Source organism: Salipiger sp. PrR007, from assembly GCF_010499845.1.
In the GTDB taxonomy this organism is placed as follows: domain Bacteria; phylum Pseudomonadota; class Alphaproteobacteria; order Rhodobacterales; family Rhodobacteraceae; genus Salipiger; species Salipiger pacificus_A.
On sequence record NZ_JAAGOZ010000009.1, the window covers coordinates 86,127 to 108,558 of the forward strand.

The window sequence follows — 22,432 nt, forward strand, 5'->3', positions numbered from 1 at the left end:
GCGCGCGGCATCTCGTGCAGGTCCTTGCGCTGCGTCACCAACCGCGCACAGGCGAGCAACCACAGGGCCGGAGCGCCGCATTCCTCGTTCCCTTCGCCCCCGCCGCTTGCTAAGCACGATCAACGCAATACGAGGGAATGTGACAATGACAGGGGTGCTCGCCAGCCAGCAGATTTCGGCGCTTGTCGAGAGCGGGGCGATCCGCCTTGAGGCCCCCCTCGTCGACGGGCAGATCCAGCCTGCCAGCCTTGACCTGCGGCTCGGCACCGAGGCGATCCGGGTTCGCGCCTCTTTCCTTGCAGGCGAGGGTCGCACGCTGGCCTCGCGGATCGACGAATTCGAGATGCACCGGGTCGATCTGACCGAAGGCGCCGTGCTGGAGAAGGGCTGCGTCTACGTGGTGCCGCTGCTCGAGAGCCTCGACCTGCCCGCCGGGCTGACCGCGGTCGCCAATGCCAAGAGCTCCACCGGCCGGCTTGACCTGCTGACCCGCACCATCACCGATGGCGGCACCGAGTTCGACCGCATCGTCGGCGGATATAGCGGACCCCTCTATGCCGAGATATGCCCCCGCTCCTTCTCAGTGCTGGCCCGCACCGGGATGCGCCTCAACCAGATTCGCTTCCGCCGCGGCCAGTCGATCCTCAGCGACGCCGAGCTGACCGAGCTGCACGCCGCCGAGACGCTGGTGACCGGTGGCCCGGCGGTGATCGGTGAAGGGCTCGGCTTCTCGGTGGACCTGCGCCCCGAGGGAACCGATCTGGTGGGCTGGCGGGCCAAGCCGCACACCGGGGTGATCGATCTCGACCGCATCGGCCACTATGACCCGGCCGAGTTCTGGGATCCCCTGCAGGCCTCGCGCGGGCAGCTGATCCTTGATCCCGATGCCTTCTATATCCTCGTCAGCCGCGAGGCGGTGCACATTCCACCGCGCTTCGCTGCCGAAATGGCGCCCTATCTTGCCATGGTGGGCGAGTTCCGCGTGCATTACGCGGGCTTCTTCGACCCGGGCTTCGGCCATTCCGCCGCCGGGGGCACCGGCTCGCGCGGGGTGCTCGAAGTTCGCTGCCACGAGGCGCCCTTCGTGCTGGAGCACGGGCAGATCGTCGGGCGGCTCGTCTACGAGCGCATGGATGAGACGCCGGGGCAACTCTATGGCGCCGGGATTGCGTCGAACTATCAGGGCCAGGGGCTCAAGCTCTCCAAGCATTTCCGAAGCTGAGCGCGCCGCTTCAGGCTGCCTCGCAGAGCACTACCCTGCGCGTGTCCCCCGGCTCGGCGCTGCGCAGCGCTTTGCGAGCGCGACGGATCGACGGCGCCGGATCGCCGTCGCCGCGGCGCGCCATGACCACCGCGGCCGAAAGCTGGATGCGACTCATCTCGCGCTCGGGGTCGCGGAGTTCTGCGACAAGCGCACAGAGCTCTGCCGCGCGTTCGCCCAGTTGCTCGAGCGTGCAGTTCCGGACCATGAGCAGGAGGCTGAGCTCTTCTTCGCGGCACAGGAGTTCCTCTGGGCGCAACGCGCGCTGCAACTCGGACGCGACCAGCCGCAGCAGCCGTTCCGCCGCCTCTGGCCCCGAGCGATGCGCCAGATCGACGATCCCCTCTATCTCGATCAGCACAAGCCCGTGGCTGGTGATCGGCCCGAAGGTGGCGCTGAAGAGCTCGGCCGAAGCGCGGCTTCGCATCCCGGTCGAGGGGTCGCGCAGCGCCGCGTTATAAAGCCGCCATTCCGTCAGCCGCAGCCGCGTTGCACTGCCGTCGTATTTCATGCCCAGAAAGAGGATCACCGCAAGCAAGGCCAGCGCATCGACCACCATCACCGCAACGCCCCAGGTGGCGCCCCAGTGCTGGGGCACGAAGCGGGCGGCGACCGCCTGTGCCGCCACCAGGATCAGCCAGGAAAGAAGGATCGTCCGCACCGCGCGCCCGGCCCGCGAGCTGCTGACTAGCGGGCGCAAGATCGGGCGCCTGGCGTGGCGCGCGGCGTTGGCAACGCCGAGCGCCAGCAGCATCACCGAAGTCGAGAGTGACATCTCTCCGAAGAGCATTGGCGCATTGTTGAGATATCCGATCGCCGCCACGAAGGGCAGGCCCGGCGCCATGAATGACAGGCCAACAGAGGAGACCGGCAGGCGCCGGAAGCAGAGCTGTCCCCCGGCCAGCAACACGAAGGAGACCGCCGTATTGCCCCCCATGCGGCCCGCGCCGAAATCGATCCCATTCCGATAGCCGAGGCCGGTCAGCAGGCACAGCGCGATCACCAGCATCCAGATCAGCGTTTCGCGCGGGTCCGAGCGCCGCAACGGCTTTTGCATCAAGGTTGCGGCCAGCGCCCCGGTGCCCGCCAGCAGGGTGGGCACGGAAAGCGCGCTGTCGCCGCTTGGCGCGTAGAGCCGCGAGATCCCGTAAAGATGGCCCTCCGCGGCGACAATCAGCAGCGCTCCGGCCAGCACCAGACAGACCTTTCGCGTCCAGGCGAGCGGGCGCAGGCTGGGATGGGCGGGGCTCAGGAATAAGCCGTCGCTCGCCCTGAGGGCGCGAAAACTTGCACCGTGATCCACAATTTGCACCTCCATCATCCTGCGGCGGGGAGATTGAGAGTCGCATGGGCCGATTAACCTCGCCCTAAATTGCGCGGCGATCCGGGTCGCTCTCACGGCGAGTTACGAAAAATTTGGCAACAACTCGCATAGATATCTTCTTGTCGCGCGGCCCCGCTGTCCTTGCCTCGGGGCGCAGCTGCGCGCGCGAAGGCAAGAGAACCCCCGCCCCCTGGCATTGGTTCCCGGCAGTGCCGGCCGCGCGCGGAACTTCGCGCAAACTCCTTGAAATCAGTAACTTCCGGTCGCTTTCTTATCTTCTCCCGGAACATCCGCCGGGATGTGGTGTTGTGGGACCATGAGGCGGATCGCAGCGCGGGCCGCCAAAGACTTGAAAGGACTTGATCATGAACACCAAGAAGACGCTCCTTCTCTCGCTTCCGCTTGTCGGCCTCGCAGCTGCCCCGGTTTCGGCCGCGATGACCGCCTCCGCCACCACCGAGCTGAACCTGCGCTCGGGTCCTGGCCCGCAATACTCCGTCGAGAGCGTGATCCCCTCGACCGAAGAAGTCGACGTGATGGGCTGCCTCGCCGACGCCGAATGGTGCGAAGTGAGCTACCAGGGCACCTCGGGCTGGGCCTATTCGGCCTATCTGACCACGCCGGTCGAAGACGAACCGGTCGTGATCTATGAGAACCGTGATCGCGTCGAAGTGGAAACCGTGACCTATGACGACACCAGCAATGCCGCCGCCGGAGCCGGTGTGGGCGGGGCCTGGGGCGCTGCCGTGGGCTCGCTGATTGTCGGTGGCCCCGCCGCCGTGGCCGCGGGTGCCGTGATCGGCGCCGTTGCCGGTGCCGCCAACAATGTCGAGGAAAAGACGGTCACCTATATTCAGTCGAACCCGGTGGAGCCGGTCTATCTCGACGGTGAGATCGCCGTGGGTGCCGGTATCCCGCAGGAGATCGAGGTCTACCAGGTCCCGGAAAGCGACTACGCCTATCTGAACGTCAACCAGCAGCCGGTGGTGATCGATCCCGAGACCCGCCGTATCGTGAAGATCGTGCGCTAATTAACTGTTATGATGTAGAAAAGGCCCCGTTCGCGGGGCCTTTTTTACGTTGGTTCGTAGCGATCAATCCTCGAAGAGTTCGGATTGGCCGGGGGCCTCCTCCTCGTCCTCGGGCTCAGGATCGGTGAGCGGCACGAGTCCCGGCGGCGGGCGGTTGTCGAGAAGGCCCGCGGCGCGAAGCTCCTTGAGCCCCGGCAGATCGCGGGCGCTCTCGAGGCCGAAGTGGTCGAGGAACTCTTCGGTCACCACGAAGGTCACCGGCCGCCCCGGGGTCATCTTGCGGCGGCCAAAGCGGATCCATCCCATCTCGAGCAACTGGTCGACGGTGCCGCGCGAGACGCTCACGCCGCGGATTTCTTCGATCTCGGCGCGGGTCACCGGCTGGTGATAGGCGATGATCGCCAGCGTCTCGATCGCCGCGCGCGACAGCTTGCGGGTCTCCACCGTCTCCTTTTGCATCAAAAAGCCGAGGTCGGGCGCGGTCCGGATCGCCCAGGCGTCACCGACGCGCACAACCTGCACGCCCCGCCCTTCGTAGCGCTTGCGCAGGTAGGCCAGCGCCTCGGCGGGATCGCAGCCATGCGGCATGCGCTCTTGCAGTTCGCGCACGGTGACCGGCTCGGCGGAGGCGAAAAGGATGGCTTCGACCATGCGTTCCTGATCGCCCATGGGCGGCGCTTCGAAGAGGCTTTCGCTGCTGTCCTGCGCCGCGCGCCGCTCGGCGCGCGTCAACTCGATATCGTCACTCACGCGGATTCTCTCTCTTGCGCATCTCGATGGGCGCGAAGGTGTCGGTCTGGCGGATCTCGGCCTTGCCCTCCTTCACCAGCTCGAGCGAAGCGGCAAATGTCGCAGCCGTGGCGGAACGCCAGCGCTGGGGATCGCCGGACCAGCCGTCCGGCAGCCAACGGGAAATGTCGGTCCAGTCACCGGCATAGCCGATCATGCCGCGCATACGGTCAAGCGCCTGCTCCATGGTGAAGACGTCGTGCCGGTCCATGACGAAGGGGCGGAAATCGTCGCGGGTGCGGGTGCGGGCATAGCCCTGCATGAGGTCGAGCAGCGACGCGGTGTATTTCACCTTCCGCAGGCGCTGCATGTCCTCGGGAATGCCTCGGGCGAAAAAGTCCCGGCCCAGCCGGTCGCGGGCCATCAACCGCGCCGCCACGTCGCGCATCGCCTGCAAGCGGTGCAACTGGAACGCCAGATGTGCCGCCAGCTCTTCGCCCGACGGCCCCTCTTCGGTGGGATCGGGCGGCAACAGCAGCCGCGATTTCAGGAAGGCAAGCCAGGCGGCCATGACGAGGTAGTCGGCGGCCAGCTCGATGCGCAGCTCTTTCGCCTTTTCGACAAAGCCGAGGTATTGCCGCGCCAGCTCGAGGATGGACACCTTGCGCAGGTCCACCTTTTGCGTGCGCGAGAGCGACAGCAACAGGTCGAGCGGCCCTTCGTAGCCCTCGACGTCGACGATCAGCGCCTCGGCCGTAAGGCGGTCGGCGACGCTGAGCGTCTCGAACTCCAGTTGCGCATCGTCCTGCATTGGTGATCAGCGGGGCCCGGCCAGCAAGGCCTCATGCTCCGCCTTGAGCGCCGCGATGTCAATCTCGGCAGGGATGGTACGGGCGGCAAGCGCCGCCTCGGCCCGGGACTGCGCGGCTTCGGTCATCTGGCCCGCGGCCTCGACCACCGGCCGCATGTCGTCCATCTTGCCGTTGCAGTGCAGCACCACGTCGCAGCCCGCGGCCACGGTGGCCGCGCTGCGCTCCCCGATGCTGCCCGAGAGCGCCTCCATCGACAAATCGTCGCTCATCAACAGACCCTGGAACCCGATGTTCTGCCGGATCAGGGCGATCATCTCGGGATCGACCGTGGCGGGGCGGGTGTTGAGCCCCTCGTAGACCAGATGCGCGGTCATCGCGAGCGGCAGATCGGCGAAGGGCCGGAAGGCGGCGAAGTCGATGTCCTCGAGCTCTTCGCGCGGCGCGGAGACGCGCGGCAGATCCTTGTGGCTGTCGAGCTGCGCAAGCCCATGGCCCGGCAGGTGCTTCATCACCGGAAGCACGCCGCCGTCGGTCAGCCCCTTCACCACGGCCTGCCCCATGGCGACGACGGTCTCGACGTCTTCGGCGTAGCAGCGATTACGCAAGAAGGCATGGGTGCCCGGGCGCGCCACGTCGAGCATCGGCGCGCAGTTGCCGTCGATGCCCACCGCCCGCAGCTCGGCGGCGATGATGCGAAAGCGCAGTTCCATGGCGCGGGCCGCGGTCTCGCCGGCCTGCGCCACCTCGTCGAGCGGCGGCAGGAACTCGGTGGCCAGCGGCGCGCGCAGGCGCTGCACCCGGCCTCCCTCCTGGTCGGTGAAGACAGGGGCGTGCCAGCCGACGGCGGCGCGCAGGTCGGATGTCAGCGCCCGGAGGTGCTCGGCGCTCTCGACGTTGCGCGCGAAGAGGATGAAGCCAAAGGGGTTGGCCTCGGCGAAGAAGCGTTTCTCCTCGGCGCTCAGCGTCAGACCGAGCGGGGCGAGGATGGTGGCTCCGAAACGGGTCATCGCGTGGTCACCGGGATGCAGTCGGCGTTCTCGGCGACGAAGGCAGCGCAGAAGCGGCGGGCGTCGGCGAGATCGGCAAAGCCCGCGGCGCGCAGACGGTAGAAGGTGCGCCCGCCGGAACTGGCGCGTTCGATCACCCGGTCCTTGCCATCCATGAATTCGCCGAAGCGGGCGCTGAAGCGTTCCCACTCCTGGCGGGCGACGTCTTCGCTGGCATAGGCCCCGAGCTGCGCGAGGCGGGTGCCTGCGGGCAGCGTCTCTGGGTTGATCTCCGCGGGACCGGCGGGCTCTTCGGGGGCGGGCGCCAGCGCGACAGGCTGGTTGAGCAGGTCTCCGGGGCGGGTCGACGGGCGCAGCGAGCGGATCAGCGCGCCCGCGGGGGCGGCGCCGGTGACGCTGGCCACCAACTCGCCTTCGCCCTCATCGGAAGAGAGCTCGCTGAGCGGGCGGGCGTTCGCGGCGATCTGGTCGGCAAGCGCCTGGATCGGATCGAGGTCTTCACCCTCGGCCGCGCCCTCGGCGCCTGCCTCGTCCTGCGAGAGCGAGGCGGTGGCGATCTGCGCGGATTTCTCGCGCAGCGCAGCGAGCTCCTTCTGCGGCATGTCATCGTCCGACAGGCCGATGCCCTGCGGCGCCAGCAGCAGCCGGTCGGCGCCGGGCTCGGCAAGGCCGGTGCCCGCAACGGCATTGACCGCCAGCCCGATATGATCGGCCGTGGAGCCGCCCGGATCCTCGGGGGCGATCCGCATCGGACCGTCCATCGCCTGCACCACGGGGATGCCGTTCACGTCGCGCATGAGAAGCTCGTAGCCCCACATCCCGACGCCAACGACCAGCGCAAGCGACACCGCTGCGCCGGCCCAGTTTGCCAGGGATGCTGCTCTCCGCCCGGTCGGGGCCGGGGTTTCCGGCCCGTCGTAGGGGTAATCCGCCATGTTTGCCTCGGTCTGCCTGTCGGGCCGGCACGGGGTCTCCCCGCCGGCCATCTTGCTCTGCTCATTTGCCCCGAGGCGCCTTTGGGTCAGCGCATCTCTTCTGCCGGGGTCACGCCCAAGATACCAAGACCGGCCGAAATGACAACCGCGACGGCCCGGGCCAGCGCGATTTTGCCTTGGCTGACAGCAGGATCGTCCTGCACGAAGCGCAGGCCCGGCTCGTCGTGGCCGCGGTTCCAGAGGCCGTGCAGGTCCGAGGCCAGCTCGTTGAGCCAGATGGCGACCTTATGCGGCTCGTGGCCCTTGGCCGCGATCTCGACGATGCGCGGCCATTCGGCCACCTTCTTGGCCAGTGCAAGCTCGGCCTCGTGGGTCATGCCCGACAGGTCGGCCCCGGCAAGGGCCTCGTCCGACACGTCAATTCCGGCCTCGATGGCCTTGCGCAGCACCGAGCAGACGCGGGCATGGGCGTATTGCACGTAGAACACCGGGTTCTCGCGGCTCTGCTCCACGGCCTTGGCGAAATCGAAATCGAGCGTGGCGTCGTTCTTGCGGGTCAGCATGACGAAGCGGGTGACGTCGGGGCCAACCTCCTCGACCACGTCGCGCAGGGTCACGAAGGTCCCTGCCCGCTTGGACATCTTGAATTCCTCACCGTTCTTGAACAGCTTGACCAGCTGGATCAGCTTGACGTCGAGCGGCACCTTGCCATCCGAAAGCGCCGAGACCGCCGCCTTCATGCGCTTGACGTAGCCGCCGTGGTCGGCGCCGAAGACGTCGATCAGCATGTCGAAGCCGCGGGTCACCTTGTCATAGTGATAGGCGATGTCCGGGGCGAAATACGTCCAGCTGCCATCCGACTTCATGATCGGGCGGTCGACGTCGTCGCCGTGGTCGGTCGACTTGAACAGCGTCTGTTCGCGCGGCTCCCAATCCTCGGGCTTCTTGCCCTTCGGCGGCTCGAGCACGCCGCGGTAGATCAGCCCCTTCTCGGTCAGCGACTCGATGGCGGCCTCGATCTTGCCGGTGCCGTAGAGCGATTTTTCCGAGAAGAAGTGATCCATCTTCACGCCGAGCAGCGCCAGATCCTCGCGGATCATGCCCATCATCTCCTCGGTGGCAAACTCGCGCACCGTCTCGAGCCATTCGGACTCGGACTGGTCGACATATTTGTCACCAACCTGCGCCTTCAGCTTCGCGCCGACCTCGATCAGGTACTCGCCGGGATAGGTGCCCGCCTCGAACTCGACGCTGCGGCCATGCGCTTCGAGGTAGCGCAGGTAGACCGACCGCGCCAGGACGTCGACCTGCGCGCCACCGTCGTTGATGTAATACTCGCGCGTGACGTCATAGCCAGCATAGGCCAGCAGCGAGGCCAGCGCATCGCCGAAGACCGCGCCCCGGGTATGGCCGACGTGCATCGGGCCCGTGGGGTTGGCCGAGACGTATTCGACGTTGACCTTGAGCCCCTGCCCCATGTCCGAGCGGCCATAGTCGGTGCCCGAGGTCAGCACGGCCGCGGGCAGCGCCTGCCAGACCGAGGGGTCGAGGCGCAGGTTCAGAAAGCCGGGGCCGGCGACCTCCGCGAGGGCGACGCGCGGGTCCTCGGACAGCTTGGCGGCAAGCGCCTCGGCGATGTCGCGCGGCTTTTGCTTGGCGGGCTTTGCCAGCACCATCGCGGCATTGGTTGCCATGTCCCCATGCGAGGCGTCTCGCGGCGGCTCCACCGTCACGGCGGCGGTGGCGAGGCCCTCGGGCAGCGCGCCTTCGGCCTGCAGCGCTTCGATCGCCTGAAGGACAAGCGCGCGAATGTCGGTGAAGAGGTTCATCAGTCTGTCTCCATACGGTCGGATGCTCCTCTACCATCTTGTCCCGCGGGGTCAAATGCCGAGATGCGGGGAACCGGACGGAAAGCGCGCTACTCCGCCCTGGCGCCCTTCAGCGTGTCATTGCCCCTGTCATCCCGCCGACCTTCCGAGCGCTCTTCGCGCCTCGGGGCAAGCACCACCAGCCGAACCCCATCGGCCTCCTTCGGGGCCTCATCCGGCCCGAGCAGCCGGAAGGTGCCGTTCGGCCCGAGATCCCCGACGACCATCGCCTCGGGGTTTTTCTCACGCCAGTGCTCCATGGTGAATTCCTCGGTCAGCCGCGAGATGCGGAACTCCCAGCCCTGCGCCATGCGCGCATTGGCTTCATCGTAGCTCTCGTCCGGCCCGAAAGGCCGGCCACCAAGGGTCGCCGGCAGCGCGTGGCGTGTCGACGTGTCGCGCGCCCGCTTGAGCTGGAAGACATGCTCGCGGCCGAAGTCCGGCGCAAGGTCGGTGGCCACCAGCGTGTTGTAGGCGTCGTTGTCCGTGGCGGCGATGAGGCTCTCGTAGCTGACCAGATCGAGCCGGTGCTCCGCCGCCTCCGACAGGATATCGCCGAAGAACGTGTCGAGCCCCGCGTCGCGCGCCTCGCGCAGGTGGGCATGGTTGGGATCGGCGATCAGCACCGGCAGCTCGAGCTTCTTCAGCGCCAGCCCCAATGCCACCGACCAGTCCGAGCCGCCGGTGATCAGCACACCGGGCGTTTCGGTCGCGGTCTGTCCCAGCGCCCGCGCCATGGGCGCCAGCGTAAAGCCATGCAGCACCACCGTCGCCGCCACCAGCGCGAAGGCCAGCGCCGGGATCCGCGCCGCATCCTCGACGCCGAGCGCCACCAGCCGCTGGGCAAAAAGCCCCGCCACCGCCACCAGAACCACGCCCCGCGGCCCGGTGAAGGCCACCATCAGGCGCTCCCGCCACGGCACGTTTGTGCCGACAAGCGAGATCAGCACCGGGATTGGCCGCGCCAGCAGGATCACCGAAAGCACGAAGGCCAGCGCCTGCCAGTCGAGCGAGACCAGCATGCCGCGGCTCATGTTGGCTGCCAGCAGGATGAACACCCCCGAGACCAGCAGGATCGTCGCGTGTTCCTTGAAGCGGCGCATCTCCTCGTAGCTCGGCAGGCCTGCGTTGGCGATCCACACGCCCATCAGCGTCACCGCCAGCAGCCCGCTTTCATGCAGCACCGAGTCGGCCAGGGCGAAGACCACCAGCATGGAGACGAAAAGCACCGGAACCTTCATGTATTCCGGCACCTTGCCGCGCTTGAAGGACTGCGCCAGCCCCCAGCCCCCAAGCACGCCGAGCGCCGAGGCCGCGAGGATGCCGACAATCATCTCGACCAGTGCCTCGCGCATCGAGGCGCCGTCCACCAGCACCGAGACCACCTCGAAGGCGAGCACCGCCGCCAGAGCGCCGACCGGGTCGTTGACGATGGCCTCCCACTGCAGCAGGGCCGCCGGGCGGTGCTTGAGCCGCGCCTGTCGCAAGAGCGGCGCGATCACCGTGGGGCCGGTGACGATCATGATGCCGCCGAAGACCGCCGCGCTCTCCCAGCTCAGCCCCGCCACCCAGTGCAGCGCCGCCGCCGAGGCGAGCCAGCCGAGCGGCGCGCCCACAAAGATCAGCCGCCGGACCCCGAGCCGCGCGTCGCGCAGCCCCTGGAAATTCAGCGTCAGCCCGCCCTCGAAAAGGATGATCGCCACCGCGATGGCCAGCATCGGCTCCATCAGCGCGCCGAAATCCTGATGCGGATCGAGCACGCCAAGGCCCGGCCCGATGGCAAGCCCCGCGACCAGCATGACCACGATCGCCGGGAGCTTCATCCGCCAGGCCAGCCATTGCGAGCCGACGCCGAGCGCGCCCACAAGGGCAAATCCCAGCAGCGGATCGATGCCGCCAGTTTCCGGTCCGGTCATGTCAGGGCCCTTTCACGCAACCGCGGCCTGTGCCGCGCTCATGATCTGGCCTGCGGCCTCGATCTGTCCAGTGCGATAAAGGGCTTGGCGTGCGATTGGCGCTTCAGCGCGCGTCGTGCAGGATGTCGGTGCCGGTCAGCTTGGCGTGCTGCTGCAGGGCGAAGCGGTCGGTCATCCCGGCGACGTAATCGGCCACCATGCGCGCCAGCTCGGTCTCGCTCTTGGGATCGGTCGCGCGCCAGCGAGCCGGCAGCAGCAGCGGGTTGTCCATGTAGATCGGGAAAAGTTCCATCACCGCTTGGGTCACCTTCTCGCGGATCACCACCACCGAGGGGGCGCGGTACATGCGGGTGAAGAGGAAATGCCGCACCTGCTTGAGCTCGCGGTACATCTCGTCCGAGAAGGCAACGACCGGATGCCCGAGCCGGCGGATGTCGTCGCAGCTTTGCGGCTCTGCCGCCGCGAGGCGCGCCCGGCTCGTGTCGATCACGTCGCTGACCATATAGCCGAAGACCCGGCGCAGCGCCTCGTGGCGACGGCGATAGGCGTCGAGGTGCGGGTAGAGCCGGTCGACCTCGGCATAGGCGGGCTTGATCAGCGGCAGGTCGGCGATCTCTTCCTCGGTGAAGAGCCCGGCGCGCAGCCCGTCCTGCAGGTCATGGTTGTTGTAGGCCACGTCGTCGGCGATCGCCGCGACCTGCGCCTCGCCACTGGCATGGGTCTCAAGCTCGAGATCATGCTCGGCGTTGTATTCGGCCAGCGCCAGCGGCAGCGTCTCGCCCGCTTTCAGCGGCAGCAGCGGCCCATTGTGCTTGGCGATCCCCTCGAGCGTGTCCCAGGTGAGATTGAGCCCGTCGAACTCGGCGTAATGGCATTCGAGCCGGGTGACGATGCGCAGGGTCTGGGCGTTGTGATCGAAGCCGCCATAAGGCGCCATCAATTCGTGCATCGCATCTTCGCCGGTGTGGCCAAAGGGCGTGTGGCCAAGATCATGCGCGAGCGCCACCGCCTCGGTCAGGTCGGTGTTCAGCCCCAGCGCATTGGCCATGGTGCGCGCCACCTGCGCGACCTCGATGCTGTGGGTCAGCCGCGTGCGGTAGAAATCTCCCTCGTGCTCGACGAAGACCTGGGTCTTGTGCTTGAGGCGCCGGAAGGCTGAGCTGTGGATGATCCGGTCACGGTCGCGCTGGAAACAGGAGCGGAATGCACTCTCCTCTTCCGCCACGCGGCGGGGCCGTGCCCCCTCGGGATCGCAGGAATAGATCGCCATCTGTTGTCTGCCTTTCACGTGCCTCAATGCGCGGCCCTTCCGATGCATGCCGGATGGTTGCCGCTGCTCTCGGGGATCCCTATATTATGGACCAACCGGGAGATAAACCTTTGAGGCGACCCATGAACCTGCCCCCGAAAGTGACTGACCGCGCCTACGAGCGACTCGCCGAGATCGGCGCTGGCGCCCAGGGCAAGGCGCTGCGCGTGGCCGTCGAGGGCGGCGGCTGCTCGGGTTTTCAGTATGACATCAAGCTCGACGACGCCGCCGAGGACGATCTCGTGCTCGAGCGCAAGGGAGAGCGCGTGGTGGTCGACAGCGTCTCGCTGCCCTTCCTCGCCGATGCGGTGATCGACTTCTCCGAAGAGCTGATCGGCGCGCGTTTCACCATCGAAAATCCCAATGCCACCAGTTCCTGCGGCTGCGGCACCAGCTTCTCGATGTAAGCCGCCGCTGCCGCGACATGCAAAGGGCCGCGCAGACGTCGCGGCCTTTTTGCTGTCCGCCGCGCGCCGAACAGGATCTCGCAACGGTTCCACATCCAGCCGCAACTCATTGTCCGAAAACAAGAAAGGCGCACCCTGCAAGGTGCGCCTTTCTTCTAGGTCAATGTAGCCCGGGGTGACTTCGCCACTGGCCACGAGGGGCAGCGCCCCTGCCCCGAGCGGTCAATCCTCGGTCACGTCCCCGTCTTCCTCTGACATGTGGAAATCGAGCCCATGCGCCGCGCGGATCTTATCTTCGATCTCGTTGGCGATCTGGCTGTTTTCCTTGAGGAAGTTCTTGGCGTTCTCACGGCCCTGGCCGATGCGCTCGTCGCCGTAGGAATACCAGGCGCCGGACTTGTCGACCACGCCGGCCTTCACCCCGAGATCCAGCAGTTCGCCGGTCTTGGAAATGCCCTCGCCGTACATGATGTCGAACTCGACCTGCTTGAACGGCGGGGCGACCTTGTTCTTCACCACCTTGACGCGGGTCTGGTTGCCGACCACCTCGTCGCGGTCCTTGATCGCGCCGATGCGGCGGATGTCGAGACGCACGGAGCTGTAGAATTTCAGCGCGTTGCCGCCGGTGGTGGTTTCGGGCGAGCCGAACATCACGCCGATCTTCATGCGGATCTGGTTGATGAAGATCACCATGCAGTTCGAGCGGCTGATCGAGGCGGTGAGCTTGCGCATCGCCTGGCTCATCAGGCGCGCGTGCACGCCGACCGAGCTGTCGCCCATGTCGCCCTCGAGCTCGCTCTTGGGGGTCAGCGCGGCGACGGAGTCGACCACCACCAGGCTGACCGCGCCGGAGCGCACCAGCGTGTCGGTGATTTCCAGCGCCTGTTCCCCGGTGTCGGGCTGCGAGATCAGCAGCTCGTCGAGGTCGACGCCCAGCTTCTTGGCGTATTGCGGGTCCAGCGCGTGTTCGGCATCGACGAAAGCGCAGACGCCACCCTTCTTCTGTTCCTCGGCGACGACATGCAGCGTCAGCGTGGTCTTGCCCGAGCTTTCCGGGCCGTAGATCTCGACGATCCGGCCCTTGGGCAGGCCGCCGATGCCGAGGGCGATGTCGAGCCCGAGCGAGCCGGTCGAGGTCGCCTCGATGTCGCGCAGGGCGTTGTCGCCGCCCAATTTCATGATCGAGCCTTTGCCGAACTGCCGCTCGATCTGGGCCAGCGCCGAGTCGAGTGCCTTTTGCCGGTCCGCGTTTCGCTTGCTGTCCATAGTCAGAAGATCTGCCGTTGCCATGATTTCCGATCCTTATTTCATACCGCGTCCGGGGCGGCAATCGCTGCTTTCGTTCGCCTCTTGTTCTCACCCGGGGTTATGAGACCAAAACAGGAACATTTCAAGCACCATCTGTTCTCACTGTTGCGAAACAGCGTTAAAGAGTGGTTTATCGACCAAAAGACCACGGTGAGAGGCAGGGGTATGCTGGTTTTCTGGAAGGCGCGGCTGGTGCTGCTGGCGGTCCCCAAGACGGGAACCTCTGCTTATGAAGCTGCCTTGGGCCCGCATGCCTCGATGAGCGTGCTCGACCCACCCGAGCTGAAGCACGCGCCGGTCTATCGCTACAACCGCTTCTTCCGGCCGATGTTCGAGAAGATGGGCGTGGAGCACATGGAGCTGATGGCCGTGGTGCGCGAGCCTGTCTCCTGGCTCGGCTCGTGGTACCGATACCGCCAGCGCGACTTCCTGGACGGCAAGCCCACCTCGACCCGCGGGCTCAGCTTCGAGGACTTCGTCGAGGCCTATGCCAGCGGCGCCCGCCCGCCCTTTGCCAATGTCGGCAGCCAGGCGAAATTCGTCGAGCCTCGGCCGAACGGCACCGGGGTCACGCATCTGTTCAGATACGAGCACCAGGCGCAGATCACCGGCTTCCTGGAAGAGCGGCTGGGGCTCAGGCTCGAGCTGCCGCGCGAGAATGTCTCGCCGCGCGCCGACCTGGCGCTCTCGCCCGGGGCCGAGGCGACGCTGCGGCGCAAATGCGCCGCGGATTTCGCGCTCTGGGAGCGGGCGCGCTGAGATCTCAGGCGAGCTGCTGCTGCACTGTCTCGGTCAGCTCGGTCAGCGAGAAGGGCTTGGGCAGGAACACCGAGTTGGGCACGGCCACGCGACTCTTGTCGAGCGACTCCTCGGCGTAGCCCGACACGAAGACCACCCGCGTTCCGGGCCGCATCTCGAGCGCCTGGCGCACCCAGCTCGGCCCATCCATCCCGGGCATCACCACGTCGGTGACGAAGACATCCACCGTCAGCGCCGGGTCCTGCAGCACCTCGAGCGCCTGCTCGGCGGTCTCGGCCTCGATCACCGTGAAGCCGCGCAGGCGCAGCGCCCGGGCCGCAAAGGCGCGCACCGGGGCCTCGTCCTCGACCAGCAGGACAACGCTGCCCAGCAGCGGCGCGCTGCCGCGCTCCGGCTCGGGCGCGGGGGGCTCGGCCATGCTGGTCTCTTCGAAGGCGGGGAAAAGCAGGGTGAAGCAGCTCCCCTTGCCGACCACGCTGTCGACGAAGATGAACCCCCCCGTCTGCTTGACGATGCCATAGACGGTCGAAAGGCCGAGCCCGGTGCCCTCACCCGTGCGCTTGGTGGTGAAGAAGGGCTCGAAGACCTTCTGCAGCTTGTCCTGCGGGATCCCGAAGCCCCGGTCGATGACCTTGACGCTGGCGTAGAGCCCGGGCTCGACCCGGGCACGGTCGCGGATCAGCGCCTCGTGCATCACGCAGCGGCTGGTGGCGATCTCGATCTCGCCGCCCTCGGGCATGGCGTCGCGGGCGTTCACCACGAGGTTCATCATCACCTGCTCGAGTTGCCGGCGGTCGCCGCGGATCGGGGGCAGCACCGGATCGTGGTTCAGCCTGAGGTTCACCCGCTCCCCTACCAGCCGGTTCAGCAGGTGGGTCAGATCCGACAGCGTGTCGCGCAGGTCGAGCTTCTCGACGCTCAGCGTCTGCTTGCGCGAGAAGGCGAGAAGCTGACCCACGAGCGAGGCGGCGCGGTTGGCGTTCTGGTTGATCTGCAGCAGATCCGCATAATCCGCATCGCCCTGGTCGTGGCGCAGCAGCAGCAGGTCGCAATGGCCCGAGATCGCGGTGAGCAGGTTGTTGAAATCATGCGCTACCCCGCCCGCGAGCTGGCCGATGGCCTGCATCTTCTGGCTCTGGACGAATTGCGCCTCGAGCGATTTCAGCTCGGTCGCGTCGTTGAGCACCGCGATCAGCTCGGCCCGCCCCGCCTTGAGCACCCGGTTCAGCGTGACCTGCACGAAGACCTCGCGCTCGGGGCGTACGAGGCGCAGGAATTCCGACCGATGCAGCCCGCGGCCTGCCGCCGCCTCGGTGAGCCAGTCGGTGATCGACCGGCCGAGCCCCTCCATGTGTGCCTCGATCGAGGTGCCGTCGGCGCTGGCCACCTCGAGCATGCGGCAGGCTTCGGCGTTGGCACGCAGGATCCGTCCGTCGGGCGCGAGCCGCAAAAGCGGCACCGGCAGGTTGTCGACCCCGTCCCGCACCTCCGGCGACCCTGCCGCATCCACCGGATGCAGCACCACTTCCTGCCGCCCGAAACCGGCATCCGAGCAGCGGATCAGCACGCTGCGCTCGCCCTCCGGAGAGCCGATCTGCTGCACCTTGCCGACGCGCAGCGGCAGCTCCAGCACCTCCTCGAGCTGCTTGATCCGCCGCCCGATCAACCTCCGCGCGGCGGCGTTCATATAAAGCACCGCGCCGCTGCGCCCGACGGTCAGCACCGGCACCTGCGCCGCGTCCCGCGCTTCGGGCGCGCGATCCTCCGCCTCCGCCACCGCGGTGAGGCCCGAAAAGTCGGGATCCGGCAGCCGTTCGAGCCGCCAGTAGCTCAGCCCCCCGACCTCCGCCAGCGCAAGCCGGTGCGGCCCGGCGGGAGACAGGATGTCCTCGCTCGCGCCCCCGCGCCCCTCGGCGCGGCGCCGCAGCCGCAGTTTCAGGGCCTCGGCATCCACCCCCAACTGGGTCAGCAGATCGCCGAGATTCTGCCCGGCAGCGAGAACGAACCGCTGCTGCGCGGCGCGATTGGAAAACACCGTCCGCCCGTGTCGATCCTCGAGCAGCGCCGGTGCGGGATCGGCCTCGACCAGCTTGCGCAGCCCCGACAGCTCCCCCCGCAGGCGCCGCCGCCCCATCACATGCCAGACCGCCAGCAGACCGCTGATCGCCAGAAAGGCCCCCGCCGCGGCCTGCGCCGCGAGCTGCGCCTCCCTGCCCTCGAGCAGCGCGCTGAACGCCAGGCACACCAGGCCGGCAGCGGTGAGCGCGATCCCCGGCAGAGCCTGAGAAAGCCAACTGCGCCCGCGCCCCTCCTCGTAAAACGCGGATCGCGTCACGGGGTCATCCTTTTCCTTCCATATCCCCATTCACCATGTGGCATGTGTATGATTAACCAAAGGTTAACTTTTCACATTCCCATGGGTCATCCGCGGCAGCCGCGCCGATCAGGCGGGCCGGCGCAGCTGCGCCGAGAAGAAGCCGTCGCCGCCGTCGCCGGGCAGGAACTGGCGCTGCTGCTCGACGGTCCAGCCCGGATGCCGGGCGAGGAAGGCCTCGATCTGCGCCGCGTTTTCCACCGCGAGCATCGAGCAGGTGGCATAGGCGAGCAGCCCGCCGGGTGTCACGAGCCGCGCGGCGATGTCGAGGATCCCGGCCTGCACCTTGGTCAACTCCTCCAGCCGCTCCGGTGTCAGCCGCCACTTGCCCTCGGGCGCGCGCCGCCAGGCGCCGCTGCCGGAACAGGGCACGTCGCAGAGCACCAGGTCGTAGGATCCCTTGGGGCTGGCGACGGCCTGGATGCGCGCCCCGGCGCGCTTGGCGCGCGCGGGAAGGTCGGACATGCGGCGCGGGTCTGCATCATGCGCCGCGACCTCGCCGCCGGTGCGCGCGGCCATGGCCAGCGCCTTGCCGCCGCCGCCGGCGCAATAGTCCAGGACCCGCAGCCCCGGCGCCAGCGGCAGCGCCTCGACCACCGCCTGGCTGGCAACGTCTTGCAGCTCGACCAGCCCCTCGGCGAAAGCCTGGCTCTGCGCAATGCGGCGCGCGCCCTCAGTGACCTCGAGCGCTCCGGAGGCCAGCGGATGCGTTCGGGTCTCGATCCCCTCGCCCGCCAGCGCCCCCTGAGCCGCGGCAAGATCGCCGCGCAGGCCGTTCACCCGCAGGAACACCGGGGCGCGCTCGCGCAGCGCCTCGGCGGCGGCGGCGGCCTCTTCGCCAAGGCTGTCGGTCAGCAGCGCGTCGATCCAGTCGGGAAGATCGCGGGCCTCCGCCCCCTCGGCCAGGCGTCCCCCAGCCTGCTCCTCGGCGGTCAGAGCCGCGGGAGCGTGGCCGTCCCCGGTGAAAAGGCTGTCGGGAGCGACCTGCTGCTGACGCAGCAGGCCGATGAGCCGCGCCCGCCCGCTCTCGCCGCCGCCCTGCGCGGCGGTGGAGCGCCAGCGGCGCAGCACGTCGAAGACATGGTCACGCACCGCGGCGCGGTCCTTGGACCCGGCGTAGCGCGCGCCGCGCGACCAGCCGAGCAGCGCCTGCTCGGCGGGGGTTCCGGCGGCGATGCGATCGAGCACCTCGGCGGCGGCTTGCAGCCTTGCGCCGGGGGTCATGACTGCATCCCCCAAGCGCGGATCATCGGAATATCGTGCTGCATCTGGTCTCGTGCTCCTGCCGCTGTCGCCCGCCCCTCTACCCGCGCGCGCCGCGCCGCGTCCAGCGCTTTCCCGGCGTCCGCCCCGAAACCAAAAGGGCCGATCCTCGCGGACCGACCCCCCATTTTCTCGCAGATCGCGCGCTCAGCCAATGCGGTAGTTCGGGCTCTCGCGGGTGATCTGCACGTCGTGCACGTGGCTCTCTGACAGGCCGGCGTTGGTGATGCGCACGAAATTGCAGTTCTTGCGCATCTCTTCGACGGTGGCGTTGCCGGTGTAGCCCATGGCGGCGCGCAGGCCGCCGACCAGCTGGTGGATCACCGCGCCGGCCGACCCCTTGTAGGGCACCTGCCCTTCGATGCCCTCGGGCACGAGCTTGTCGCTCGCCGCATCCTTCTGGAAGTAGCGATCCGCCGATCCGCGCGCCATGGCGCCAAGGCTGCCCATGCCGCGATAAGCCTTGAACGAGCGACCCTGGTAGAGGATCACCTCGCCCGGGCTTTCATCCGTGCCGGCGATCATCGAGCCGACCATGGCGCAGGAGGCACCCGCGGCGATGGCCTTAGCGAAATCGCCCGAGAACTTGATGCCGCCGTCGGCGATCACCGGCACGTCACCGGCCGCCTTGGCGCAGTCCATGATCGCGGTAAGCTGCGGCACGCCGACGCCGGCGACCATCCGCGTGGTGCAGATCGAGCCCGGGCCGATGCCGACCTTGACCGCATCGGCGCCCGCATCGATCAGCGCGCGGGTGGCATCGCCGGTGGCAACGTTGCCGGCGATGACCTGCACCTCGTTCGACAGCGCCTTGGCCCGCGCCACCGCGTCGATCACCCCGGCGCTGTGGCCATGGGCGGTGTCGATCACCACGATGTCGACCCCCGCGTCGATCAGCGCCTCGGTGCGCTCGAAGCCCGACTCGCCCACCCCGGTCGCGGCGGCAACGCGCAGTCGGCCCAGCTCGTCCTTGCAGGCGGTGGGGTTGAGCACGGCCTTCTCGGTGTCCTTGAGCGTCAGCAGGCCGGTGAGCTTGCCCTGCGCATCGGTGACCAGCAGCTTCTCGATCCGCCGCGCCCTCATCAGGCTGATCGCCTCCTCGCGGTCGGCGGGCTCGCGCAGGATGGCAAGGTTCTCGGAGGTCATCATCACCCGCACGGGCGTGTCCGGCTTCTGCGCGAAACGCATGTCGCGGTTGGTGACGATGCCGACAACGCGGTGCTGCTCGTCGACCACCGGGAAGCCGGTGAAACCGTAACGCTCGGTCAGCGCTTGCGCGTCGGCCAGCGTCTGGTCGGGGGTGAGGGTGACCGGGTTGTAGACGATGCCGCTCTCGAAGCGTTTCACCCGGCGCACTTCCTGGGCCTGACGTTCGATGTCGAGGTTCTTGTGGATCACCCCGATGCCGCCGGCCTGCGCCATGGTGATCGCCATGCGCGCCTCGGTGACCGTGTCCATGGCCGAAGACAGCAGCGGAATGTTGAGCGCAATGCTCTTGGTGACCCGGGTGCGCGTGTCGGCCGTGGACGGCAGAACGCTGGAAGCTGCGGGAAGCAGCAGAACATCGTCGAAGGTGAAGGCCTCGCGAATCTCCATGGGGGCGGCTCCTTGGGAGGGTATCGGTTGGCACGTCCCTATTGCACGGATGATCGGCGGGGGAAAGGCCCCTCGGACCTTCGCCGCGAGGGCTGCGGCCCGGGCAGCGCAGAAGCGCAAGCTCCGCCCACGGCCCGCAAGCTTCTCCGGAGACTTTTCGCCCTGAAGCCAGAGGCTAGGGGCGCGCGCCGAGAACGGCTTCGGCCAGGGCGATGGCGGCGAAGGGCACCGAGAGGAGCAGCGCGACCAGCAGCGCCGCAGCGCGGGTCGGCCTGGGGCGCGGGGCAAGGAGGGGCAAACGGCGGCGCGGGGCGGTCATGAGTCAATTAACCACGCGCACACTTTCGGGCGCGTTAATGGCTGCCATGACTTCTCCACTGCTGCCTCCGCCGCTCCTGCCCCTGCCGCAATCGCCGGAATACGCCCGCGCCTGCGCCGCGCTGGGAGTGCCCTGCCGGTCTGGGGAAGAGATCTTTGACGGGGGCGCGGCGCTGCGCTGGCAGGTGCAGGCGCGCCGGCTGCCGCTGCTGGGCGAGGTCAGCCTGCTCTCGCGCGGGCCGGTGACCGCGGCGCCCGCGGCGGCCGAGGCCTGGCTGCGGGAGCTGCCCACCCCCGGGCCGCTGCTGCTCAATGCCGAGGGTGTCTCGGCCGGGGCGCTGCGCGGCGCGGGCTTCTGGCCGCTGCTGACCCCGGCGACGCTTGCCCTGTTGCCGCTTGGCCCGCCGGAACAGATGCGCAGGGCGCTGCGGCAGAAATGGCGCAACCGGCTCACCCGTGCCGAGGGTGCAGGGCTGAGCCTGCGCCGCCTGCCGCTGCACGGCGGGCACTGGCTGCTGGAGGCTGAGCTGGCGCAGGCCCGCGCCCGCCGCTACCGCAACCTGCCGCCGGGCTTCATTGTCGCCTATGCCCGCGCCACGCCCGAAGCCGCGCTGATCTGGGAGGCGCGGCGGGGCGGCGCGCCGCTCGCCGCCATCGCCGTGCTTCGGCACGGGCGCATGGCGAGTTGGACCACCGGCGTCACGACGCCGCAGGGACGCGCCGCCAACGCCATGAACCTGCTGCTCTGGGCGGCGATGCGCTGGCTGGCAGAGCGCGGGCATGAGCAGCTCGATCTCGGCATGCTCAACGGCGACGACGCGCCGGGCGTCACCCGCTTCAAGCTTGGCACCGGCGCGCGCGCGCACCGGCTGGCGGGCACATGGCTGCGCTGTCGCGCGCTTGCGCCGCTCGCCCGCCGCCTGCCAAAAGGGCTGGCCACCTGACGGTGCCCAGCCCCTTCCTCTTTGTGCAAGTATCCTGCGGCGAGATGCGCCGCGCCGAGGGGCTGCGCCCCTCACCCGGCCGCCGCAGCTGCGCCGTTCACTCGGTCGGTGTCACCTTGACCATCATGTCGGGCTTGCCGACCACCGCGCCGTTCGGCCCGGTGCCGCGCTTGATCGCGTCGACGACCTCCATGCCCGAGGTCACCTCGCCCACCGCCGTGTAGGCGCCGTTCAGATGCGGCGCCGGGGCGAACATGATGAAGAACTGCGAGTTCGCCGAGTCCGGGTTCTGCGAGCGCGCCATGCCGACGACGCCGCGCGCGAAATCCTTCTCGGAGAATTCCGCCGCGAGATCCGGCAGGTCCGAGCCGCCGGTGCCCGCCATGCGCATGTCGTTGCCCTCACGGCCGAACTGCACGTCGCCGGTCTGCGCCATGAAGCCGTCGATCACGCGGTGGAAGACCACGCCGTCATACTCGCCCTTCTCCGCCAGCTCGGTCAGCCGCGCGGCGTGCTGCGGCGCGACATCGTCGAAGAGCTCGATGTGGAAGGTGCCGTTGGCGCCCTCGCCCGCGACCTCGACGTCAAGCCCCGCCGCCAGTGCAGGCGAAGCCATGACGGAGAGCAACAGCGCCAGCTTACGCATCTGCAGCCACCTTCACCGAGATCATCCGGTCGGGCTCGGCAGGCGGCTCGCCGCGGGTGATCGCATCGACGTGCTCCATGCCCTCGATGACCCGGCCGTAGACGGTGTACTGGCCGTTGAGGAAGTGGTTGTCCTTGAAGTTGATGAAGAACTGCGAGTTCGCCGAGTTCGGGTTCATCGAGCGCGCCGCGCCCAGGGTGCCGCGGTCGTGCGGAAGTTTCGAGAATTCCGCGGGAAGGTCGGGCAGCTGCGAGCCGCCGGTGCCGGCGCGGCGCAGGTTGAAGCCGTCTTCCATGTCACCATGCTCGACGTCGCCGGTCTGCGCCATGAAACCGTCGATCACGCGGTGGAAGCAGACATTGTCATATTCTCCCGCACGCGCCAGCTCCTTCATCCGCTCGGCGTGCTTCGGCGCCACGTCGGGCAGCAGCTCGATGGTGACGGTGCCGCCCTTCAGCTCGATGAGGATGGTGTTTTCGGGGTCCTTGATCTCGGCCATGTCGATACTCCCTATGGCGTTCGTTGCGCGAGATTTAGTCCGCCTGCGCCCGAATGCCAAGATGCGCGTCCCTCCGGCCCTGAGCGCGGACCGCTGCCGCATTGACCTTGCGCCCGGCTCGGGGCA

General features: G+C 68.1%; 20 protein-coding genes. 5 read left to right on the top strand and 15 right to left on the bottom strand.

All coding sequences use genetic code 11. The annotated features are described in order from the left end of the window. The first annotated feature begins 145 nt into the window (after positions 1–145). Complete coding sequence (locus G0Q01_RS02125) at positions 146–1,222, top strand: 2'-deoxycytidine 5'-triphosphate deaminase (RefSeq protein WP_164196535.1); 1,077 nt, start codon at positions 146–148, stop codon at positions 1,220–1,222. A 10-nt stretch (positions 1,223–1,232) separates the two neighbouring features. On the opposite strand, the gene G0Q01_RS27260 is transcribed toward G0Q01_RS02125, so the two are convergent. After that, complete coding sequence (locus G0Q01_RS27260) at positions 1,233–2,573, bottom strand: GGDEF domain-containing protein (RefSeq protein ID WP_164196536.1); 1,341 nt, start codon at positions 2,571–2,573, stop codon at positions 1,233–1,235. A gap of 377 nt (positions 2,574–2,950) precedes the next feature. Between G0Q01_RS27260 and G0Q01_RS02135 the strand changes: the two genes are divergently transcribed. Beyond that, complete coding sequence (locus tag G0Q01_RS02135) at positions 2,951–3,616, top strand: DUF1236 domain-containing protein (RefSeq protein ID WP_164196537.1); 666 nt, start codon at positions 2,951–2,953, stop codon at positions 3,614–3,616. 63 nt (positions 3,617–3,679) lie between these two features. Here the strand turns inward: G0Q01_RS02135 and scpB are convergent, their stop codons facing one another. The 7 genes from scpB to G0Q01_RS02170 form a co-directional block, all read right to left on the bottom strand. Beyond that, positions 3,680–4,285: an SMC-Scp complex subunit ScpB gene (gene scpB / locus G0Q01_RS02140; protein WP_164213000.1), complete on the bottom strand. Its 606-nt coding sequence runs from the start codon at positions 4,283–4,285 to the stop codon at positions 3,680–3,682. 73 nt (positions 4,286–4,358) lie between these two features. Further along, complete coding sequence (locus tag G0Q01_RS02145) at positions 4,359–5,156, bottom strand: ScpA family protein (protein WP_164212992.1); 798 nt, start codon at positions 5,154–5,156, stop codon at positions 4,359–4,361. Between the two features lie 6 nt (positions 5,157–5,162). Continuing rightward, on the bottom strand, positions 5,163–6,164 hold the full coding sequence (nagZ, locus tag G0Q01_RS02150; protein ID WP_164212993.1) for a beta-N-acetylhexosaminidase: 1,002 nt from the start codon (positions 6,162–6,164) through the stop codon (positions 5,163–5,165). Next, entirely contained in the window at positions 6,161–7,099 is a 939-nt protein-coding gene (locus tag G0Q01_RS02155) for an SPOR domain-containing protein (protein WP_164196540.1), read from the bottom strand. The genes nagZ and G0Q01_RS02155 overlap by 4 nt, the downstream gene beginning before the upstream one ends. Before the next feature lie 86 nt (positions 7,100–7,185). Continuing rightward, positions 7,186–8,928 carry an arginine--tRNA ligase gene (argS, locus tag G0Q01_RS02160; protein ID WP_164196541.1) on the bottom strand — a complete coding sequence of 581 codons (1,743 nt, stop codon included), beginning with the start codon at positions 8,926–8,928 and terminating at the stop codon, positions 7,186–7,188. Positions 8,929–9,017: 89 nt separating this feature from the next. Beyond that, positions 9,018–10,883 carry a sodium:proton antiporter gene (locus tag G0Q01_RS02165; protein ID WP_164212994.1) on the bottom strand — a complete coding sequence of 622 codons (1,866 nt, stop codon included), beginning with the start codon at positions 10,881–10,883 and terminating at the stop codon, positions 9,018–9,020. Positions 10,884–10,986: 103 nt separating this feature from the next. After that, the gene (locus G0Q01_RS02170) at positions 10,987–12,153 is read right to left on the bottom strand and encodes a deoxyguanosinetriphosphate triphosphohydrolase (protein ID WP_108965243.1); all 1,167 of its coding nucleotides are present in this window, start codon (positions 12,151–12,153) and stop codon (positions 10,987–10,989) included. Between the two features lie 122 nt (positions 12,154–12,275). Here G0Q01_RS02170 and G0Q01_RS02175 point away from each other — a divergent pair, with 122 nt between their 5' ends. Then, entirely contained in the window at positions 12,276–12,599 is a 324-nt protein-coding gene (locus tag G0Q01_RS02175; protein ID WP_108965242.1) for an iron-sulfur cluster assembly accessory protein, read from the top strand. 222 nt (positions 12,600–12,821) lie between these two features. Here the strand turns inward: G0Q01_RS02175 and recA are convergent, their stop codons facing one another. Next, complete coding sequence (gene recA, locus G0Q01_RS02180) at positions 12,822–13,889, bottom strand: recombinase RecA (RefSeq protein ID WP_108965241.1); 1,068 nt, start codon at positions 13,887–13,889, stop codon at positions 12,822–12,824. A 183-nt stretch (positions 13,890–14,072) separates the two neighbouring features. Between recA and G0Q01_RS02185 the strand changes: the two genes are divergently transcribed. Further along, positions 14,073–14,666: a gamma-glutamyl kinase gene (locus tag G0Q01_RS02185; protein WP_164196543.1), complete on the top strand. Its 594-nt coding sequence runs from the start codon at positions 14,073–14,075 to the stop codon at positions 14,664–14,666. Between the two features lie 4 nt (positions 14,667–14,670). On the opposite strand, the gene G0Q01_RS02190 is transcribed toward G0Q01_RS02185, so the two are convergent. The 4 genes from G0Q01_RS02190 to G0Q01_RS26535 form a co-directional block, all read right to left on the bottom strand. Next, positions 14,671–17,001: an ATP-binding protein gene (locus G0Q01_RS02190; protein WP_370457285.1), complete on the bottom strand. Its 2,331-nt coding sequence runs from the start codon at positions 16,999–17,001 to the stop codon at positions 14,671–14,673. A 108-nt stretch (positions 17,002–17,109) separates the two neighbouring features. Then, positions 17,110–18,264, bottom strand: a complete 1,155-nt coding sequence (locus G0Q01_RS02195) for an RsmB/NOP family class I SAM-dependent RNA methyltransferase (protein ID WP_164196544.1) — start codon at positions 18,262–18,264, stop codon at positions 17,110–17,112. A gap of 186 nt (positions 18,265–18,450) precedes the next feature. Then, positions 18,451–19,899 carry an IMP dehydrogenase gene (gene guaB / locus G0Q01_RS02200; RefSeq protein ID WP_108965238.1) on the bottom strand — a complete coding sequence of 483 codons (1,449 nt, stop codon included), beginning with the start codon at positions 19,897–19,899 and terminating at the stop codon, positions 18,451–18,453. 175 nt (positions 19,900–20,074) lie between these two features. Next, a complete protein-coding gene (locus G0Q01_RS26535) occupies positions 20,075–20,218 on the bottom strand; it encodes a hypothetical protein (RefSeq protein WP_203594866.1) in 144 nt (47 codons plus the stop codon). Between the two features lie 37 nt (positions 20,219–20,255). On the opposite strand from G0Q01_RS26535, the gene G0Q01_RS02205 reads away from it, so the two are divergent. After that, positions 20,256–21,161, top strand: a complete 906-nt coding sequence (locus G0Q01_RS02205; protein WP_235939474.1) for a GNAT family N-acetyltransferase — start codon at positions 20,256–20,258, stop codon at positions 21,159–21,161. Between the two features lie 97 nt (positions 21,162–21,258). Here the strand turns inward: G0Q01_RS02205 and G0Q01_RS02210 are convergent, their stop codons facing one another. Together G0Q01_RS02210 and G0Q01_RS02215 are read right to left on the bottom strand one after the other, a co-directional pair. Next, positions 21,259–21,807, bottom strand: coding sequence for a peptidylprolyl isomerase (locus tag G0Q01_RS02210; protein WP_164196545.1), 549 nt, complete (start codon positions 21,805–21,807; stop codon positions 21,259–21,261). Beyond that, the gene (locus tag G0Q01_RS02215) at positions 21,800–22,306 is read right to left on the bottom strand and encodes a peptidylprolyl isomerase (RefSeq protein WP_164196546.1); all 507 of its coding nucleotides are present in this window, start codon (positions 22,304–22,306) and stop codon (positions 21,800–21,802) included. The genes G0Q01_RS02210 and G0Q01_RS02215 overlap by 8 nt, the downstream gene beginning before the upstream one ends. Positions 22,307–22,432: the final 126 nt, after the last annotated feature.

Excerpts from the sequence above, each read along its gene's own strand:
- scpB (WP_164213000.1), bottom strand. The coding sequence starts at position 4,285 with ATGGGCGATCAGGAACGCATGGTCGAAGCCATCCTTTTCGCCTCCGCC.
- G0Q01_RS02175 (WP_108965242.1), top strand. The coding sequence starts at position 12,276 with ATGAACCTGCCCCCGAAAGTGACTGACCGCGCCTACGAGCGACTCGCC.
- G0Q01_RS02210 (WP_164196545.1), bottom strand. The coding sequence starts at position 21,807 with ATGCGTAAGCTGGCGCTGTTGCTCTCCGTCATGGCTTCGCCTGCACTG.
- G0Q01_RS02215 (WP_164196546.1), bottom strand. The coding sequence starts at position 22,306 with ATGGCCGAGATCAAGGACCCCGAAAACACCATCCTCATCGAGCTGAAG.
- argS (WP_164196541.1), bottom strand. The coding sequence starts at position 8,928 with ATGAACCTCTTCACCGACATTCGCGCGCTTGTCCTTCAGGCGATCGAA.
- G0Q01_RS02185 (WP_164196543.1), top strand. The coding sequence starts at position 14,073 with ATGCTGGTTTTCTGGAAGGCGCGGCTGGTGCTGCTGGCGGTCCCCAAG.
- G0Q01_RS02125 (WP_164196535.1), top strand. The coding sequence starts at position 146 with ATGACAGGGGTGCTCGCCAGCCAGCAGATTTCGGCGCTTGTCGAGAGC.
- G0Q01_RS02155 (WP_164196540.1), bottom strand. The coding sequence starts at position 7,099 with ATGGCGGATTACCCCTACGACGGGCCGGAAACCCCGGCCCCGACCGGG.
- recA (WP_108965241.1), bottom strand. The coding sequence starts at position 13,889 with ATGGCAACGGCAGATCTTCTGACTATGGACAGCAAGCGAAACGCGGAC.
- guaB (WP_108965238.1), bottom strand. The coding sequence starts at position 19,899 with ATGGAGATTCGCGAGGCCTTCACCTTCGACGATGTTCTGCTGCTTCCC.
- G0Q01_RS02195 (WP_164196544.1), bottom strand. The coding sequence starts at position 18,264 with ATGACCCCCGGCGCAAGGCTGCAAGCCGCCGCCGAGGTGCTCGATCGC.
- G0Q01_RS02135 (WP_164196537.1), top strand. The coding sequence starts at position 2,951 with ATGAACACCAAGAAGACGCTCCTTCTCTCGCTTCCGCTTGTCGGCCTC.
- G0Q01_RS02205 (WP_235939474.1), top strand. The coding sequence starts at position 20,256 with ATGGCTGCCATGACTTCTCCACTGCTGCCTCCGCCGCTCCTGCCCCTG.
- G0Q01_RS02145 (WP_164212992.1), bottom strand. The coding sequence starts at position 5,156 with ATGCAGGACGATGCGCAACTGGAGTTCGAGACGCTCAGCGTCGCCGAC.
- G0Q01_RS02170 (WP_108965243.1), bottom strand. The coding sequence starts at position 12,153 with ATGGCGATCTATTCCTGCGATCCCGAGGGGGCACGGCCCCGCCGCGTG.
- G0Q01_RS26535 (WP_203594866.1), bottom strand. The coding sequence starts at position 20,218 with ATGACCGCCCCGCGCCGCCGTTTGCCCCTCCTTGCCCCGCGCCCCAGG.
- nagZ (WP_164212993.1), bottom strand. The coding sequence starts at position 6,164 with ATGACCCGTTTCGGAGCCACCATCCTCGCCCCGCTCGGTCTGACGCTG.
- G0Q01_RS02165 (WP_164212994.1), bottom strand. The coding sequence starts at position 10,883 with ATGACCGGACCGGAAACTGGCGGCATCGATCCGCTGCTGGGATTTGCC.